Origin of the sequence: Sphingobacterium sp. SG20118 (assembly GCF_044740685.1) — a bacterium.
GTDB lineage: Bacteria > Bacteroidota > Bacteroidia > Sphingobacteriales > Sphingobacteriaceae > Sphingobacterium.
In genome coordinates this window covers 215,930-236,041 of record NZ_CP172826.1, presented here as the reverse complement: position 1 = coordinate 236,041, position 20,112 = coordinate 215,930, and the positions used below count along the sequence as shown (strand labels likewise).

The window sequence follows — 20,112 nt, the reverse complement described above, 5'->3', positions numbered from 1 at the left end:
TTTTTTGGTTATTCTTTCACTTCCAATCGGAGAATATTTCCAATTGATTTCTTACCATATTGGTAAATGCCTCCCCCGATTAACAAAGCTGGTTTCTCCTAATGATGATTTAGTTTCCAAAACTTTAGTTATAGTTCCTGCAAAAGGAGCCTGTCCATTATATTTTTGTAATAAAGAACCATCTTTCTCCAATAAAACTAAGCTACCTCTAGGGATACCATCATACGTTTTAAAAGTTCCCTTAACGATAACACGACCATTATTCAATACCTGGGCAAAATTGGCTACTTCAAGACCAATATCACCAAACACGAATTGTTTATCTACAGTACCATCCGTATTGATGATTGCTACACCATTGGCATGACCCCCTAAGGCATTAAAAATACCTGAAATTGCTAATTTTTTCTGTTCCGCATTATACGTTACACTGAAAATACGCTCGACATGTCCACTGATATTGAAGCTAGGATCTACTGAACCATCCGATTTTAAGCAAACAATTCCTGGAGCCGGTTTCCCATTGTAAGAGGTAAATGCTCCAATCACCACAACGCGCTCATTATCAATCATTGTCGCATCTAATACTGAGCCGTTAGCTCCCAGATTTTCCATCGCATAAGTTGAATCTAAAGAGCCATCAGGCAACATCCGAATCACATTTTTCGCTTTTGTAACCACAAATTTCCTGTTATCTCTAGAAGAATAGGTATAATCAATTTTGTAATACTCTTTGAAATTACCTACAGCAATCACCCGATTTTCCGATACCCCAAATACTTTTAATAGTGGATAAGTTACAACACCTCCATTGAATGCGGATACCGTATCTCTCGAGTTTTTAGGATTATCTGTCGTATTGATTACATCGACGATAGTCGTGTCCATGCTACCATTGGCATTTAAACGTGCGATATTATAAGCGCCTCTTTTTTGAAAGGTTCCAAAACCACCTCCGATCATAAATTTACCATCTGTCATTTTCGTGACTGAATTGATAAAACCACCACTTTCAGCACCCCTTCCAAAAGACATCCCACTTCCTGTTTTTCCTTCGGCATTAATAAAATGTATACCATTACGATACACTTTTTTACTTTCGTCTACATTTAAAACAGCCTCATTCTCAAAATTGAAAAATGATCCAACGACAATATAGCCACCCGAATTGGGTAACATATCAGAGATAGCACCTACGAAGCCATTGACGACACCATAGTTTTCATCCAATGTCATATTACTTTCTATTTCTAATCGAGGTCCATAGAACACTTGACCATCTACGATAATTTTAGCTTCTCCTGAAGAAATCTCTTCAGGTATACGTATCGTTACCAATGAGTCTTTAGCCGATATGACTTCCACTTTCGTTTCATTGATAGAAAACTCGATATCATCTAAATACGGTTTGATTCCTTTCACATAGAAATCTACCAATTCACCTGGCTTGGCACTTTCTTGGGAGGCATAATTGTTATAAAATCCGATTCCCAATGACCCTTTACCACCTGCATAAGGGTCAGTCCCCAACGCAATATCTTTTGAACAAGATGATACCGCTAATGCCAATATCATTCCTGTATATAAAACATATTTTAATCTAAATCTTTTCATCATCATTCAGTTAAATCAATTCTTTTTTATTATTCCCTGAATCAATGCATCTTCTGCAAAAAGAAATTTCCTAAAGCCTAACGCATGTTTAGAATATTGTAACACATGTAATACACCATTCTTAGGTTGAATATCCGAAGTAGCCACTGGAGCCGTCACATATGGCATAAGAAACTCTTCTAACCCTGGAATCGAATATGGAAGATTAATGTACAATTGTCTATATCCTGCATACTTAATCAATTGATCTTCTGAAGCTCTAATATCATTATACAATACTCCAATGTTCATATCGGTACCATCCAGCGTTTTAAAGATACCTCCCGGATAGGAATCCAACTTTAAGGTATCTAATTGACTAAAATCCTTTGCCACATATTTCCCTTTAATAATATATCTTGAAAGGTATTTACGCCATATTTCTGGTTTGATTTGATCTAAAGTTGTGATGGAATCTTCCCCTGTACGAAATAAAGATTCGTTTAATAACCACACCGACTTTAGGATAGATTGATTTGGTGGCGCAAAGAAAGTTACCTCTTCATTTTTCAATACCTCATCGAGTTTAGCAATTTTAAGCGCAACGGTCAGTGTATCGAACAAGTCTGGTCTACTTTCCAAATATTGCCAAATAGTACCATTATAGTGTGGATCATAAAGTCCTGTATCTATGAAATCTTCCTTTTTGCAGCTCGAAACCATCACGGCAAGCAATAAGAAAAATCCGCCAATTTTGAATAAATTTTTCATTTTCATTTTCATCTAGTTCCAATAATTGTTTAATCGCATGAATGGATTGTTGACCAAAGCCGACTTATCAATTGGCCAAGTCCAACCTCCAGCATTAAAAGCACCGACAGACATTGCAGCAGTCGTATATTCCGACTTGATTACTTTTTTGGTACGTACTAAATCGTAATAAAAGTTACCCTCTCCAAGCAGCTCGCGTACACGTTCCCACCAAATTGCATCTTTCAAATCATCTCCAGAATCACTTATTATGGAAGCTTCGGCACGACGACGGATGACATTCACCACATTTCGTGCCTCTTCATCACGATCAAGTTCTGCTAATGCTTCGGCACGCAATAAAATTGGATCCGAATAGCGGAAGACCGTTTGGTTATCATCTGGGTTATTATCTTCACCCTCTTCCATAAATACGTTGGCAAATTTCAAACATTGAAAATCACCATTTGTTGCATAGATATCTTCATCAAACCAATATAACTTCCGAGCATCTTGTTCTGCAGCTGGATACATTTTCTCCATAAATTTAGGATCATAATAGATATATGATTTTGTGGTCACTTTATTAGGTGCATGTAACACATAGTCCGAATAAGCCGCAGACAAATGGAAACTTTCACCATAATTGAAGTTTTGAACAATCTCAAACAGTCCCTCTTTAGTACGACCTTTGAATATTTCTTTGGTTCGACTTAAGCTTAACAATTCGTACGCGCCACCATTTTCTTCCATCAACTCTTTTCCCATATCTGCAACACGCTCATAGTACTGCTGTTTACCTTCAGTGGTAAAACCTGCTATCCACATATTCACATGCATATTGAGTGCTAATGCACTACCACGCATTGCTTTAACCGCAACGATAGAAGGATCATCATAAGTCCAAGGTAAGTCTGCACTTGTAGCATCTAGATCCGCAGCAATATTTTTCAGCACTGTAACCATATTCGTTCTCGGTAACGGATCTGTATTCACTGTGGTATAATAGGGCACATCGCCATATAAACGTACCATGAAGAAATAAGCGAGTGAGCGCATGAAAATAGCTTCTGCTTTATAAGCCTTTTTTTGCTCTTCTGACAAGAACGGCATATCCTTATTATCAATCTGATAACATAGGATATTCGCATTCTGTACCATTTTATAAAACTCATTCCATTTAGTGATTTTTGGAAATCCGAAGTATGAAAAGTTATTGTCAACCTCTTCAGGACTTCTTGCGATAATAGCATTTAGATTATTCTGTCTTAAGTAGCTGATATAATCCCTCCCCGCACCTGAAGTTGCACTAGTCCGATTGACCGGTGCACAGCGCATGTCTCCCGAAGCTGGGAAAAAAATATTACTCATGGTAGCTGATCGAAAGGTAGAATATATTCCGCCCATATACTGATCGACATCATCCTTCGATGTCCAGTAGTTATTTCCTGTTAATTTGTCTACTTGCGTGATATTCAAAAAATCCTTCCCACAAGAAGATAAACTCAAAGAAGCTCCTAACAATAATGTATATAAAAATGTTTTTTTCATATGTTTATAATTTTACTTTTAAATGGTCATATGGAATATTCATGTTTTTTAAACATAAAATTCATGATATGATCCGATTAAAATTGTACACTGACCCCTAAAGAAAAAGTTCGCTTACTTGGGTAACCATTAGAACCATCACGGCCTACACCGGTTACCAATTCTGGATCTGGACCTCCATATTTACTGAAAGTATAGATATTATTGGCTGTAAAATTGAGCCTAGCAGAAGTTAAACCGTAACGCTGAATCCATTTTCTATCAAAATTATAACCTAGAGTAGCTGAATTAATTTTCAGATAAGAACCATCCTCTAAAAACATCGTCGAGTTATAGCGATAAGGATTATATAGGGCCAATCTCGTAAAATCGGAAACATTTGGATATTCTGCGTTATCTCCCAATTGACGCCATACATTATATGAGTCCAACGGTACATAAGCACCTGCCATATATTTAATATCGTCCTCTTTCAGCCCGGTAGGCTTATCATAATTTCTAAAACGATCTGTCAAAGCTGTATTTAAGATATCACGATCTAAAGTATAAGATAGCTGTGTACGTAATGACCAGTTTTTATAACGCGTATAAATGGAAAGTCCACCGGTCATTGCAGGCTGTGAGTTGCCGACGAAAACCAAATCGTTCTCGTCTAGAATATAATCACCATTTAAATCTGTAAAAATTGGATCCCCTGCACGGAAGAATTTTCCTTCAGAAAACTCACCGCCAGCACGGTAACGCTGTCCTGTTAAAGGATTAACCGGAACTTCATCATCAGATTTATAAACGCCATTATAATCGTACAATACAAACGTCAATGGATTTCTTCCGAGTCTAAAAAACTGCGGTAGATTATAACCAGAATCATTATCAGGTTGGATTAATTGCCTAGCACCGTCTGGTAAAGCAGTAGTATAATCACGGTTTAGGGCAAAAGTAGCCGTACCACTTAAATCCCAATCCGAATTGGCTAATTTAGGTTTAAAATTTAATGACACCTCGTGACCCATGTTTACCATAGCCGCCTCATTGGTCAATACATTTCCAAATGCATTATGATTAGCAATTGCTTTCTGTCTCAAAATTTTATCCGATTGTTTATAATACGTTTCGTAAGTCAAATACAAAGCGCTATTAAAAAAGCCCAATTCAGCTGCCACCGACCATTGTGTAGTGGTTTGTGGAACCAATTCAGTATTTGGCGCATTTTTAAGATCCAAAGAACTTGTAGGTCTATTGTTATAACGTCCGTCATCGATTTTATACCATCCATATAAGTCGGACAGCGTTCCTGTTGGTTGAATCGTACGTCCAATAGATCCTCTCAAAAATCCAGTATCCCACCAAGAGATGTTTTCCATGAATTTTTCTTTTTTGAAATTCCAACGGAATCCCGCAGAAGGATTGGCAGTCCAAGGAGAAGAACCTCCAGTAACCGAAGTACCATCAACACGATAGGTTAGATCCACAATATATTTCGAGTCATAGTTATATGAAAAGTTTCCAGCATATGCAATCGAACGAAAGTTGTTCAAATTGTTCAACAATCCACCTATTGTCTTACGTGTATTGTAGCTGATCCCAGTTTGAAATTGATCATTTGCTGTTCCTCTAATTTTATTTAATGTAGCTGCTGATTGTGAGATTTCCATTTCTGTAAATCCATATATATTAAACACATGCTTTTCATTCACTGCTTTTACATAAGAAAGTAAGTTTCGGTTATACACCTTACTCTTATTATCATAATAACCATAGATTTCTGAACTATTGCCCAGTAATTGCTCAGGCGTGTAGCGATCCTTAGTTGCTGTCGTATAATTATAGTTAAAGGTAGAACTAGCACGTAAACCAGCAAATGGCTCATATTGCACCTCTACTTGCGCGACATAGTTTCCGGTTTTATTTTGATCATCGACATTCAAAGCGGACAATGCGCCCATACTTCCTGAAAACAGAGAAGGTGCTGGATATAAGGAACTCGTATTAACAGATTTTCCTACCCCGGTTTGCATCATGGCATTACCACTACCCATTTGATTTTGCGCTAAATTGGTATTTACATTAGCCATCATCCGGAAGCGCTCATTCGGTTCGTACTGCATATTTGATTGTACCGTATAGCGTTTAAAACCGGTATTTGCGATAATCCCATTCTCATCATAATAGTTCATGTTCACCTTATAGTTGAACACTTGTTCACCTCCTGAGATATTGACATTATGTGTTTGATTATAGGTATTTCTATAAAAATAAGATTGCCAATCGGTCGAATTGTTATAATAAGGGTTTAAACTATCGGCCAACATTGGTGCATCGTTGATACGCTTAAGTGCCGCAGCTAACGTGGTGTCATTTCTTAAAATCTGGTCTACACGAATCATACGCTCATCGCGTCCACCAATTACTCGACGGAGCTCTGGTACAGCACTCATAAAGAACTGACCTTGATATTGTACAAGTGGTATTTTGGAATTACCACGTTTTGTTCTTACCAAGATTACCCCATATGCTCCACGAGAGCCATATAAAGCAGTTGCTTGTGCATCTTTCAATACTGTAATATCTTCGATATCCTCAGGTGGAATCATGGAAATTGGTGATATACCTGGGCCTGCCGTTTCAAAACCGTATTCATAACCGGAGTTGTCATCAATAGGAACTCCATCGATTACAAATAAAGGAGAAGTAGGTGTCAAGAATGTATTGTCGCCATTTCCTGAAACGTTAAAGTTAGATATACCACGTACAGCAATCGAACCACGCATACCCGGGCTACCCGTATTGTTCTGGATATTCATCCCCGCTACTTTACCTTGTAATAAGTCTACAAAGTTACCTGCAGGAATATCTTGAATTTCTTTACCGGAGATGGTGACAACAGAACCTGTCAAAGTTTCACGTTTACGTTGTTGGTATCCAACAACGACAACTTCATCAATTTCTTGATTTTTACTTTCCATTCCAATGTTATATTCATTTTTGGAAGCAGTGACTGTTGCCTTCACTGTACCATACCCTTGGTAAGAAAAGATCATCACGCCATCAACAGGTACAGAAATGGTAAATCGTCCATCTCCACCTGTCTTTCCAAGGTCTCTTTTTGGGTTTTCCATACGAATGGAAACCCCAGCTAAAGGTTTATTATCGGCTCCTTTAACCGTTCCTTTTACCAACTTGGTCTGTGCCATCAAGGCATTCCCCAACATACTGGTAAAAAGAATTATCATTATGCAATATTGTTTCATAATTGTTAGCTAAATCAATTGGTCTATTATCAATCAAACTTCGGAGATTCGTTAGGGAAGCGAAATTGAATTTCCCAATCCCCTTCTTCGTATATACCGAAGTCCAATCCAAAATAATTATCTTCTACTATACCAAAATCACCTTTACGTAGAAATTTAAATTGCATGTAGGCATATAATCCAGTCTCATCTGTATAAGCTGTCATTTGGTTGGTTAAAGGTATTGGATATGCAACATCATAGACGACCTTGTTGTTCTCAAAACGATGATTGAATCCATGAACTAAATGTTCCCAATCGGTCGCTGCAAATTTCTTAGGATCAATCGTATGGTTTAACGAATCTAAAAAGGATATTGTTAAGGTTTTCGAACCTGGAGACTTACTTTCTAACTTGTTAAAATACACATGAATATCGGAATAAAACAAGACCGAATTGGTCCGATCAGACCGCATATTGCCCGACATTTTTGAGACGAAAGCGTAAGGAAAAACCTGCAATCCTGTTATTGGATCTTTAAAGCTTGGTTCATAAGGACGTTCACGCAATGGTTTTAATCTAAAATTGCGTAAATAACGACGACCACCTGTATTCGTCAACTCGACATCAAACACATAACCAGAGTCAGGTTGTGTTTTCACAAAATTAGAGTTAGCAGACTGACCCCAGAAATTAATATTTCCAGATTTTTCCATTATTTCCAGTAACGGACGATATTCCGTTTTGCGTTTACTTTCTATTTCTTCTATCGATTTCTCATAACCGGTATACGTTTCTTTCCAAATTTTTACAGGAAACTTATCATTAAAAAGCGTCGTAGGCTGACCATCTATATCACGCACATTGACAATTTTAAAAGTCAAGGGTTGGGAAGTATTTTGACCAATATTGACAATATTATTGAAAAAGGAATTTCTTCCTAATAAGGGTTCAAATATATTGGTATTATAGACCACATCTTCCCCCAAAGAGTCCTGGTCGCTAGGGATGTTTTTCTTACATGAAGCCAATACGAACAATCCCAATCCGCATAGAACTACTCTTCTAATAGCACTTGTTAATTTCATATGATTATTTTAGGTATGTGGCCAATTTAGAAAATCCATAATTATGGCTAGGAGCCAAAATATGTAACCTTCCATTCGTTGTTCTGATATTGACGACCGAAGTATTACTTTCTTGCCAATACCTTTGAAAGATAGAATTATTCATATCACTTAAGATAATCTGTTGCTGACCTCCATTGATAATCCCTGAGGCAGAGCTCACTTTGTATTTCAAGGTCATGCGATAATCATCGATAGATTGGATGACTTTCCCTTCCACAAAATCTTTCAGATTGTCGGTATCATATATACCATCAAAAGCATAGTGATAGGTTAAAGTATCCATCAATTTTTGTGGTACATCTTCCAAGTATAAAAAAGGTCTATTTGCTGCTTTTCTGATTGCATTCATACCATCGATAGCATTGTTAAAACTATTATTGGTCATCGCAAAAAATGTCAGCGTATCCGCAGGATCTTTCAATCTTGCACGTAAGTCTGGCACTCTTTCTAACACTAACAATAACGAATCATATGTAGACCCTTGATCCTCCAAATATTGTAATGTCGTACCATCATATGAAGTATATTTCACTTGATAGTCTTCATAATACGTATTTCCCTTTTTACAAGCTCCAAGCCCTGCTAACAAGAGCAAGAAGGAAATACCGAGATATATTGTTCTTTTCATCATGGTTTATATTCGTTTATTTCCAATAAGAATTTTGTGATAATTTTGAATTTCGTTCCAAAACATCCGAAGAAATTGGCCAATAAATCCCGCCATTTTCGATCAATGAATTTAAGGTCACATTATTCTTTTTGATTTTGGCCAAACGAATCTGATCATACCATCTCCAACCTTCTCCCATTAATTCACGTCTACGTTCTAAAAATATTTCTTCTAATATATCTTTCGGAGAACTGGCAATATGAGGGACCAATCCACGCTGGGCCTTAATCATATTTAAATATTTGATTGCTTCATCCTTTTGACCAAGAACGTACTTGGCTTCAGCATGTAGCAAATAGATTTCCTCTAAGCGTGTAAACACCAAGTTGGATCCGAAAATCGAGAAATCTGAGTCACCGGAACCATTACGAATAATTTTTATCTTGCTGAAAATCGGGATATCTCCATTATAATTGGTAAAGTAGTTTGTTCTCACCAAGCCAGAAACCGAATCAATACCAAAGCGTGTATCATTGGTATCATCGAAGATTTTATTGATGGTATCACGATTTACATAAATATCTGGTTTAGCTTTTGTCACAATTGGATAGCCTAGTGTCAGGGATTCCAAGTGACCCGTATTTGTCGCTTCTCCCAGTTCATAGGAAGCCCGAACAGCCAAGATCTGCGCGCGCGTACTTGGTCCAAATAAACCATCAGTTGGATTGACTAAGTTAGAAACACTTAATAAATCCAAAATAGATTCCGCTTGATTGTCAATGACGAATTTAGAGTATACATCCGCATTAATGTATTTTCCTTGCCAAGCTGCAATATGAGCCAACAGAGAGTAAGCAGTCATTTTGTTGAACAACACTCCTACCCAGACCGAATAATACTCACCATAATAAGTCTGAGAGCCCAATCCATAGCGATACGGTAAATCTTGAGCGGCTATTAATAGCTCTTCCTCGGCAAAGGCCAATACTGTTGCTTCAGTTGATTTTCCGACTTCCTCGAAAGTCCCGTTATCATAAGAGTTTTTCAATAAAGGCACTTCTCCCCATATCCTTACCATATAAAAATACATCAGCGCTCTGATGCTTCTCGCTTGCGCTATATCATATTTCAAATCACGTTCGGTATAGCGACTATCTTTTCTCATGACTTCGGGTGCGCGCTCAATAAACAGAGATGCAGCATTGATAACCGCGTAAAAACGACGCCAATCTGTCAATCCCTTGATCATGGGATAGGCAGACTTTAACTTATTTTCTTCAACAGCTTTTAAGTCCGCTCGTGAATATGATTTAAAATCACCATAGCGCATTTCGCCATATACCCAGTGACCATAATTATCCACCATGGCCGCACGCATCAAACCATAGATACCCATGAGATGCGCTCTAGTATCCGAAATAGAGGCCCATTCCTTTTCTTCAGAACCTACATTCTTCGCTACGATATCTAATTTTTTATTGCAGGATGTGCCGAGCACGGTCATACCTATCATGAAGAGTAGGTATTTTCCCCATTGATTATATCTTTTCATTTTAAATAGCATTCAATAATTATAAATCCAGTTTGATACCCATAGTAAAGATCGGCGACATAGGCAACCCATAACCTGAGTAGTATCCATTGAAGTCGATTAATTCTGGATCTTTACCTGAAAAATTTGTGATGGTCAATAAATTGGTACCCGACATATAAACATAGGCCCGACGTACTGTCTTCATTTTCTCTTTGATCGAACTTAATTGTGCCAAATCATAGCCTACTGTTAATGCTCTTAGTTTTAAGAAAGAGGCATTTTCTAAGAAAAGGTCTTGATCGATTCTATAGGCAACAATAGGGCTCCATGGATTATAAATGGGATACTTGTCGATATCAACATCCTGTTGCCAATGAAATACCTCGCGAATACCATCCAAAGAGTTTGTATTTTCAGCGTTTATAAAATCGTATTTAGTAGATGCGCGTTGATTGAGCGCTTTATGTCCTAATGCAAAATACCATTGCATGTTCAACTCAAATCCTTTATAACTAAAGTTATTATTAAACCCTCCAACTAACTTAGGCATTGCATTTCCCTTCAGCACGCGATCTTTGTCATCAATTTTAAAATCACCGTTTTGGTCTTTCCAAATAGGATCTCCTACAGCAAAATCGACTCCATCAAATTGCAATTTATTGCCATTTGTAACTGGGATTTCATCTTCCGTATTGTAGATTCCTTTGTTTTCATAAAGCCAAAATTGATCAACTCCTTCACCGACTTTTAACAAACGATTACCAACTTTCAATTCTTGCTTACCATTTGGCAAAGCCGTCAATTTATTTTGGTTGTAATTCAGGTTCAATGCTGCATCCCACTGCAAACCATTTGGATTGCTTAAGATACGGCCGTGTAGATTGAGATCAACACCTCTATTCTGGACAGTCATACCATTAATGATCTGTCCAGAATAACCATATTCAGCAGGTATAGGCATGTTGACCAACTGATTGATATCCTTTTTCTGATATAAAGAAACCGTAAAATCAGCTCTTTTATCTAAGAAAGAACCATCCAATGTTACTTCTGCATGTTCAGTATAAGGCCATTTAACATCATATCCTACCCAACCCTCGGTATAAGGACGAGATGCTACGGCAAAACCATTATAAGAAACGAGCGATTTCTCAGACCCCCAATTCAAATCGGCGGTATAATTAGGACCTCCGGCATATTTACTTGTAAAAATAGGTTTGCCAATACGTGCCCAGGAAGCCTTGATACTTAAATTATCCATTTTAGCTCCCTCTTCCTCATTGATGAGGTGATATTTTGCAGAGAAAGCCGGTGTCATCAACCAGCGTGAATCGGGTTGCATAGTAGACGAACCATCATATCGAAGCACTGCGTTGATATCCAATTTATTGTTCCAGCTATAATTACCGGTTAAGAAAAGTGAATGTAGTCTAAAATCTTCGCGATTAGTCCATCGATTGACATATAATCCTCCAATAGGTTTTAAATAGCTTGCCTCATTGGAATTACCTTCTACGACGTTTACCTTAATAAAATCATTGGGTCCATCATATGCACGTGCATAATGGTAACGATATAAATCTTGGGTATAGTTGGACCCCAGTACAAAATTGAATTTATGTTGTTCTTGAATATTAAAATTATAATCTAGGCTACTATTAAAAGTCAAACGTTCATTGAAGCCAAAGTAACTTGACATATAATTATTTGTCTCCATTAAAGAAACCCGGGAAAAAGGCCTCACGAGTCCCTTCTGAATAATCAACACCAAGGTTTGTATTTAATTTTAAATTTGGTAATAAGTATAAATCTAAGTTGACCAATAGATTTAGCATATTGACAGAATTATTATCGAGTGCTTTTTTGTAAACATCTAGATATTGCCCATACATATCCTTATTTGGCGATATTGGCACTGAGAGATCAGGTACATAAGAAGCTTCGCCAAACCGATCGCGCAAACTACGATTACGATCGCGCATACTACGACTTCCATTGATTGTAGTACCAAAATTAAACCATTTGAACGGAGCCATATTAACGTTAAATAAGGCATTATAACGTTCGAAATTGGTGTTATCTGCAGCGCTCGCATTTTTAGTATAGCCACCCATAAAAGCAAAATTGGCGCGATCTCCTCCACCACGAATCCCTAAATTTCCACCATAAATAGGTGCCGCTTTGTAATACTCTTCGTTCCAATTGGCTGGCCCATAGTAATTCACATTAGTCGAATCACTCAAATAACCCGGGTAATTCAATCGATCGGTATCTGTTCCATATTTATTATAAAAGGAAGAACGGAACTTATTCTCATACTGTGCGTTGACTGGCGTTACTGCAGGTTTTGTTGCTAAGCCTACATAAGCATCAAAACTGATTTCTCGCTTGCCTTCTTTTCCAGGTTTTGTTAATATCCAAATTGCACCATTGGCAGCAAGAGGTCCCAATTTTGCTAATTCTATTGGATCTTTAATGACTTGAATAGATTCGATAGAAGATAAATCAATACCCGCAAAATTGTCTGTTGCTGGACCAATTCGATTGAATTGATATTGTTGAATAGAATAGGTGAAATTATTCTCTCGTGCTATCGGCACGCCGTTAATATATACCGCAGGTTGAACATTCACGGCATCTTTAACTTCAAGAAGAGGGCTGCCAAGTCCGCGCATGACCATGTTCTTGTAAGAGCCTGGCTCGCCACTGGACTCTTGAACATAAAGTCCCGAAATTTGACCTTTCAATACTTCGGAAATACTTACCAATGGTAAACTTTCCACCTGCTTGAAATTAAGGCTATCCTTGACCTGCTTCTTTTGCAATAAGGATTTTAATCTTCCTCGCAAGAGTTGCTGATCCACTTCACTTATCTCAGAAGTGTCTTGTTGCATTTTCCACAAATCCCATGATCGGGCCTGCGTTTTTTGCAACATCGGGACGAGAAATAAAAAACAAAAAAGTCTTTTCATCCGAATATTTTTAGGCTTAAAAAATTTAAAGAAGCAACGATTTTGATTAGTATAAATGGTTACTTCTCTTCGCTCTTTAAAAGCGTGAATAATTGTTAGTTGGAAACAATAATATGACAAATAATCAAATTTAAATGACCGCCAATAAACGAAATCGATTGCGTAATCGAAACAATCGATTGCAAAACTTTATGTAACACATATAATGTATTACTATTCAGTGCAAATAGATTTAAGTATGGGAAAGAGTATCTCCTCAAGCTGCTTAAACAGCTTTTCAGAAAATTCTATCGACAAATATTGAAGTCCAAAGTCATTCTTACACCTAAGAAACAGGAATACAGACGTTTATTTAAGGTAATGATTGGTTTAATTCGGTGATGGTTTATAAAGGCGATTGATTTAGCAAATCATTGCAAATTAGCGATACAAAAATGATCCATAAAAAAAGGCTCCGGAAAATTCCAAAGCCTTTTTATCTATAATCCTGAATTAGTGGCTTATCTAAAAGCCAACACTCTTCAAGTTTAAACCTGCTTTCTCATCAAGATTAAACATGAGATTCATATTTTGTACAGCTTGTCCAGATGCACCCTTTAACAAGTTATCTGTCGCATTTAATATTAATAACTTATCTCCATGTTTCTCGAGGTGAATAATACTTTTATTGGTATTAACGACTTGTTTCAAATCGATATTCTTACGGCTGACATGTGTAAATGGGTGTTCGTTATAGAAACTTTCATATAACTCATAAGCTTCTTCCTCGGACAAGTCAGAATCTACATAAATAACGGAGAAAATACCTCTTGTGAAATCGCCTCTTTGAGGCACAAAATTAATTTTCTCGGCAGCACGCTCTAATAATGTCTTTTCGGACTGTGGTAGAAAACCCTGCTGCAATTGCGCTAAAGATTCGGAAATTTCTTGTACATGTTGATGTTCAAAAGACTTGTAAGCAGATAAATTATTATTTCGCCACGAGAAGTGTGTTGTGGCACCAGGTTTCTGTCCAGCGCCGGTAGAAACCCGTGGTTGCATGTACATGAATCTGGTCGGGTAAGAGGCTTTTACTTGCTAAAGGCAGTAATGCCAATTGGATATTAGTAGCAAAACAACCTGGGTTTGCAATATACGCTGCAGATCTAATTGCATCTCTATTCAATTCTGGTAAACCATATATAAACTGTTTACCTTGAAATTCGGTATTTGCTTTTAAACGATAATCCTGTGATAAATCTATAATTTTCACGGAGGAATCTATCGGATTTGCGTCTAAAAACTTACGCGCATCTCCATGCCCCACACATAAAAATAAAACATCAATATCCGAATGAAAATCAGATGAAAAGGTTAACTCAGTGTCTCCAAATAAATCATTATGTACCTCATAGATTTTGTTGCCAGCATTGGAAGCACTATTGGCAAATATGATTTCTACATGTGGATGATAGATCAACACACGTAATAATTCACCTCCGGTATATCCTGCTGACCCTACTATTCCTACTTTTATCATTTTTTAGTATTTAGTTTAGATGATGGTTTTACTATACAATGGATGTTATAGTACTGCTATTATTCCAACAGTAAATGTTACTGAGTGGATGTTAAAAATGGATCCCTATTTCACCTTTGGTGACTTTGGGATCCATTCCTATATTGTGCAAAGAAATAAGAAACGCTTGCGAGCAAATGTGCTTATTTTCCGTTGACTTTATGCCAAATAATAGTTTGGTTACCAAAAATTTTAGAAAATCCTTTCACATCGTCACCTGTGTAACCTGCATTCATCTCGCCATAAGTTCCAAATTTATTAGACATTAAATCATGCTCTGATTCGATTCCAATGATGACAAAACGATAAGGGTGTAATTCGATGATCACACGTCCAGTTACGGTCTCTTGAGTAGATAACAAAAATGCTTCAATATCTCGCATTACGGGATCGTGCATCTGACCTTCATGCATATAATTTCCGTAGAAACCTGAAATCTGGTCTTTCCATGATAATTGCCACTTAGTCAAGGTATGTTTCTCTAAAGCATGATGTGCTTTAATCAAGATCACTGAAGCTGCTGCCTCAAATCCTACACGTCCTTTAATACCAATAATCGTATCTCCAACGTGAATATCACGGCCTATACCATATGGTTGTGCTAAGGCTTGTAATTCCTGAATAACACGTACCGCATCTAATTTATTGCCATTAAGTGCTGTTGGTTCACCTTTAACAAAATCTAAAGTAATCTGTTGAGGTTCTGTTGAAGTAACAGCGGTTGGCCAAGCAGACTCTGGTAAATATTGATTTGAAGTCAATGTTTCTGCTCCTCCTACTGAGGTGCCCCAGAGACCTTTATTAATGGAGTATTTTGCTTTTTCTGCAGAATATTCAACACCATGCTTATTTAAATATTCGATTTCATCTTCTCGTGATAATTGTAGATCACGAATTGGCGTTATAATTTCAACACCAGGTATTAAGGTATGAAAGATCATATCAAAACGCACTTGATCATTACCTGCTCCTGTAGATCCATGTGCTACGCATTCAGCACCAATCTTCTTTGCATAATTAGCAATAGCAGTTGCTTGACATACACGTTCTGCAGATACAGATAAAGGGTAGGTTGCATTTTTTAATACATTACCAAAAATCAAATACTTAATAGTTTCGCGGTAATAGTCTTCTGTTTCATCAATTGCTGTATGCGATTTTACACCTAAAGCGTAAGCCCGCTCCTCAATCTGTTTTAATTCCTCTTCAGAGAAACCTCCCGTATTAACGACCACTGAGTGAACTTCTAAACCTAAATCTTGTGTAAGATAAATACAACAAAATGATGTATCTAACCCGCCACTGAATGCTAAAACTACTTTTTTCATCTTTTTGGATTAATTCGTTGATAAGCCTCTAATTGAGGTTTCAACAAAAATATAAAAAACTTAAAACTCCTTAACTACTTTTTTACTTTTATGAAAATTGACTGCAACAAACTTCTTTGCTGATTTCCATAACTTTGCTTCAATACGCTTTAATAAAGATTGTTTTTGTGTAATACGTTCCAATCTTTCTTTTGCTTCAGCTTTTCGTTGTATTTTTTCTTTCAATTCACGCTCTTTATCGACAGGATCCCAAAGCATGGCTGTACACATGCAGTTTTTACGATCTTTACTCAATAAGATATCGTAATTTACACAACTCTGACAGCCCTTCCAAAATTCTTCATCTTGCGTTAATTCAGAATAGGTCACAGGTTCATATCCCAGTTCGGAGTTAATTTTCATTACCGCTAAACCAGTTGTTAAACCGAAAATCTTTGCATGAGGATATTTTTCTCGAGATAGTTCGAAAACTCTTTTTTTAATTGCTTTGGCTAGGCCAACCTTACGAAAATCAGGATTAACGATTAAGCCTGAGTTGGCAACGTAGTCTCCATGCCCCCAAGTCTCGATATAGACAAAGCCTGCCCATCGACCATCTTTGTGTAAAGCAATAACAGCTTTACCTTCGATCATTTTATTGGCAACATATTCTGGTTTGCGGCGTGCAATGCCAGTACCTCGAGCTTTTGCAGACTCGAACATTTCACTACAAATTGTCTCAGCATATATAACATGCTCAGGTTTTGCGGGAATAATTAAAAATTCTGAAATAGTCATTGACTTACGACCCAAATAATAAAACTAACAATCGAAATTGCGTTTTGTTATGAAAAAACAATTAATAAAATCGTGGAGCGCCATCATCGGACCTGATGATATTACTGAAAAGAAAAGTCACTACCTCATATCAAGCCCGAGGTAGTATAGGTCGTCGAAAGCGAAGAACCGGAATTTCTACAAAAATAAAAAAACAATAACCCCTCTCTACAAACTTTTGAAAAGCATGTGGTATTGAGAACTTATATATATTGTTATTTTTCATTTCTTCTTTATCGTCTTCGTTATGTGACTGTACAAATGTATAAAATAATTTTTTTCTTTTCTGCAATAATTACGCGCATTTTTTATAAAATGACAAATAACAATAAAAACATAAACATTACAAGTATACAAACTATAAATCAAATACTTAAATGACAATTATACAATAAATTAGTGATTACTAAAAAAATCAATATGCTAACAAAAATCTAAATTCATTAATAACTTACCATCAATGACGTGGAAAATAAAGAAATAGAAACTTTTAGTATTGTCATTAAAATTAGATAATTTTGTAGTTCATCGGTGATCTAATGAAGTTCACCATTAGTACACAACATCATATGAGCACACCAAGTATTATTTTTTATTGCATTTTCGGTATTCCATACTTTATTTTCATGTACTGGTTAGTCAAACAAGATAAGCAAAAATATGCTTGGGGAATAGCGCTCATTACACTGATTGCAATTGTCGCAATTTATGTCTCTCAAAAAGCTAGTAAGGTTGCGATTGATAATTATGAACAACATCAAATTGACTCTCGAGAAATAGAGCAAGAGGAAAGAATGGATAGTCTAAATCATAACTAAAAAAAGCGCTCTAGGCGCTTTTTTTAGTTATGATTTATTTTTTAATATTTTCCAATGCAAACAGGAAAGCATAATTAAGGGCTATATCTTTTAGATAATCAAATCTGCCAGATGCCCCGCCATGCCCGTACTCCATATCTGTTTTTAATAGAAGAACATGATTATCAGTTTTCATCTTCCGTAATTTCGCAACCCACTTTGCAGGCTCAAAGTATTGTACCTGACTATCATGCAGTCCCGTTGTGACCAACATATTGGGATATGCCTTTTCCTCAACATTTTCATAGGGAGAATATCTTTTCATATAGTAATAAGCATCTTTTTCATTTGGATTTCCCCACTCGTCATATTCATTTGTGGTCAACGGAATACTATCATCTAACATTGTATTAACGACATCAACAAACGGCACCTGTGCGATAATGCCATTCCATAGCTCGGGTTCTAGATTGGCAACTACACCCATTAACAAACCTCCTGCACTCCCACCTTGGGCATAAAGATGTCCCAAACTAGTGAACTTTTGATCGATTAAATAATGACCGCAATCAATGAAATCTGTAAAAGTATTCATCTTCTTCATCATTTTTCCATCATCATACCAATATCTTCCCATTTCTTCACCTCCTCGGATATGTGCAATAGCATAGCAGAATCCACGATCTAATAAACTTAATCGAGCACTACTGAAGGTCGGATCCATTGAATAACCGTAGGAACCATATGCATATAGCAATAAGGGTGCTTTCCCATCTCTTTTAAAACCATCTTTATAGACAATCGAAATTGGAATAACTGTTCCGTCCTTAGCTTTTGCGAAAACGCGTTCGGTCTTGTATGCCGTTAAATCATAGCCCCCTACGACTTCTTGCTGCTTTAGTAAACTTCTTCTTTTTGATTTCATATCATATTCAAAAGTCGAAGAAGGGGTAACTAATGAGCTATAACCATAGCGTAATTTATCTGTATTATACTCGACATTGGTGCTCGGATAGACGGTATATGTCACTTCTCCGAAATCTAAATAATGTTGTCCTTTATTATTCAAATCATAAACGGCTAGCTGCGTTAAGCCATCTTTACGTTCTGAGACGACCAAAAAGTCTTTGAATTCATCAATTTCACTCAATAGCACATCAGCTCGATGTGCTATAAATGTCGACCAATTCTCTTTATTGGTTTTGTGCAATGGGCATTGCATCACTTTAAAATTTTTAGCACCGTCATTCGTAATAATCAAAAAACGATCTTCTAAAGCAGTCACCTGATATAATACATCCTTTATTCTGGGTTGGAATATTTGAAAAACCCCATTAGGATCATCGGACTTGATATAGTATACTTCAGAAGAAAGCGTGCCCTCGGATTGAATAAATATATAAGCTCCATTTTTCGATTTCCCTACTCCAATATAATTGGTATTATCATTTTCTTGATATACAGTCGTATCGGCTTTGACATCAGTGCCCAATGTATGCCTATTTATTTTTTCACTTAATAGCGTAATCGGGTTTTTTGCCGTATAAAAAAGTGTCTTATTATCATTGGCCCAAATAGAGCTGCCTGATGTCCTTGGTATTTCATCCTTATACAATTCACCTGATACCAGGTTTTTTACATATATCGTATACTCTCTCCGCGATACGGTATCGACAGCAAAAGCCAACAATTTACTATCGGGACTTATTGAAAATCCTACTGCTGAATAATAAGGGTAACCTTCTGCCATTTTATCAACGTCCAACAGTATCTCTTCTACTGCATGGAGATTATCTTTTTTTCGACAAAACTTAAAGTATTGTTGTCCTTCTTCGGTACGTGTATAGTAGTAATAGCCATTTTTTAGATAGGGAACAGATTCATCTTTCTCCCTGACCCGTGCTTTCATTTCAATAAACAACTGATCCTGCAAAACAGAGGTTGATTCCATGACAGCATCTGTATAGTCATTTTCCTTATTTAAATAATCGATTACCAAATCTGCATCAGGTCCCTTCCTGAAAAAATCATTCATCCAGTAATAATCGTCACTCACTTGATCGTCGTGGATGTTTCTGAAATGGGTCTTAATCTTTGCAACAGGAGCTACAGTTGCCTTTGAGTGCAATCCAATTGATTCACCTTGCTCTTTTAAAACTGCACCTGTAAGGATATTTAAGATAATCATACGTCTAATTTATTATTATAACCAGATAATCCTGTATGAACCTATCAATTCAGGA

Annotated in this window: 13 protein-coding genes and 1 pseudogene; 1 reads left to right on the top strand and 13 read right to left on the bottom strand. The window is 36.8% G+C overall.

The genetic code is table 11. The features are described from left to right. Positions 1–51: 51 nt before the first annotated feature. The 12 genes and pseudogenes from ACFX5U_RS01205 to ACFX5U_RS01150 all read right to left on the bottom strand — a co-directional run bounded on the left by ACFX5U_RS01205 (position 52) and on the right by ACFX5U_RS01150 (position 17,033). Positions 52–1,614: a DUF5008 domain-containing protein gene (locus ACFX5U_RS01205; protein ID WP_400262294.1), complete on the bottom strand. Its 1,563-nt coding sequence runs from the start codon at positions 1,612–1,614 to the stop codon at positions 52–54. A gap of 15 nt (positions 1,615–1,629) precedes the next feature. Beyond that, complete coding sequence (locus ACFX5U_RS01200; RefSeq protein ID WP_400262293.1) at positions 1,630–2,364, bottom strand: fasciclin domain-containing protein; 735 nt, start codon at positions 2,362–2,364, stop codon at positions 1,630–1,632. A 12-nt stretch (positions 2,365–2,376) separates the two neighbouring features. Further along, a complete protein-coding gene (locus tag ACFX5U_RS01195) occupies positions 2,377–3,894 on the bottom strand; it encodes a RagB/SusD family nutrient uptake outer membrane protein (RefSeq protein ID WP_400262292.1) in 1,518 nt (505 codons plus the stop codon). 77 nt (positions 3,895–3,971) lie between these two features. Then, on the bottom strand, positions 3,972–7,127 hold the full coding sequence (locus ACFX5U_RS01190; RefSeq protein WP_400262291.1) for a SusC/RagA family TonB-linked outer membrane protein: 3,156 nt from the start codon (positions 7,125–7,127) through the stop codon (positions 3,972–3,974). A 47-nt stretch (positions 7,128–7,174) separates the two neighbouring features. Beyond that, a complete protein-coding gene (locus ACFX5U_RS01185) occupies positions 7,175–8,212 on the bottom strand; it encodes a DUF5007 domain-containing protein (RefSeq protein WP_400262290.1) in 1,038 nt (345 codons plus the stop codon). Positions 8,213–8,216: 4 nt separating this feature from the next. Then, a complete protein-coding gene (locus tag ACFX5U_RS01180) occupies positions 8,217–8,885 on the bottom strand; it encodes a hypothetical protein (protein ID WP_400262289.1) in 669 nt (222 codons plus the stop codon). A gap of 13 nt (positions 8,886–8,898) precedes the next feature. Beyond that, positions 8,899–10,416, bottom strand: coding sequence for a RagB/SusD family nutrient uptake outer membrane protein (locus ACFX5U_RS01175; RefSeq protein ID WP_400262288.1), 1,518 nt, complete (start codon positions 10,414–10,416; stop codon positions 8,899–8,901). Positions 10,417–10,435: 19 nt separating this feature from the next. After that, on the bottom strand, positions 10,436–12,097 hold the full coding sequence (locus tag ACFX5U_RS01170) for a hypothetical protein (protein WP_400262287.1): 1,662 nt from the start codon (positions 12,095–12,097) through the stop codon (positions 10,436–10,438). Positions 12,098–12,101: 4 nt separating this feature from the next. After that, positions 12,102–13,370, bottom strand: a complete 1,269-nt coding sequence (locus ACFX5U_RS01165; RefSeq protein WP_400262286.1) for a TonB-dependent receptor plug domain-containing protein — start codon at positions 13,368–13,370, stop codon at positions 12,102–12,104. A 504-nt stretch (positions 13,371–13,874) separates the two neighbouring features. Continuing rightward, positions 13,875–14,889: pseudogene (argC, locus tag ACFX5U_RS01160) on the bottom strand (N-acetyl-gamma-glutamyl-phosphate reductase). Positions 14,890–15,071: 182 nt separating this feature from the next. After that, positions 15,072–16,256, bottom strand: a complete 1,185-nt coding sequence (gene argG, locus ACFX5U_RS01155; protein ID WP_038695595.1) for an argininosuccinate synthase — start codon at positions 16,254–16,256, stop codon at positions 15,072–15,074. Between the two features lie 60 nt (positions 16,257–16,316). Continuing rightward, a complete protein-coding gene (locus ACFX5U_RS01150; protein ID WP_280571055.1) occupies positions 16,317–17,033 on the bottom strand; it encodes a GNAT family N-acetyltransferase in 717 nt (238 codons plus the stop codon). Positions 17,034–17,698: 665 nt separating this feature from the next. Here ACFX5U_RS01150 and ACFX5U_RS01145 point away from each other — a divergent pair. Next, positions 17,699–17,890, top strand: coding sequence for a hypothetical protein (locus ACFX5U_RS01145; protein WP_235212334.1), 192 nt, complete (start codon positions 17,699–17,701; stop codon positions 17,888–17,890). Positions 17,891–17,924: 34 nt separating this feature from the next. On the opposite strand, the gene ACFX5U_RS01140 is transcribed toward ACFX5U_RS01145, so the two are convergent. After that, on the bottom strand, positions 17,925–20,057 hold the full coding sequence (locus tag ACFX5U_RS01140; RefSeq protein ID WP_400262285.1) for a S9 family peptidase: 2,133 nt from the start codon (positions 20,055–20,057) through the stop codon (positions 17,925–17,927). Positions 20,058–20,112 lie beyond the last annotated feature (55 nt).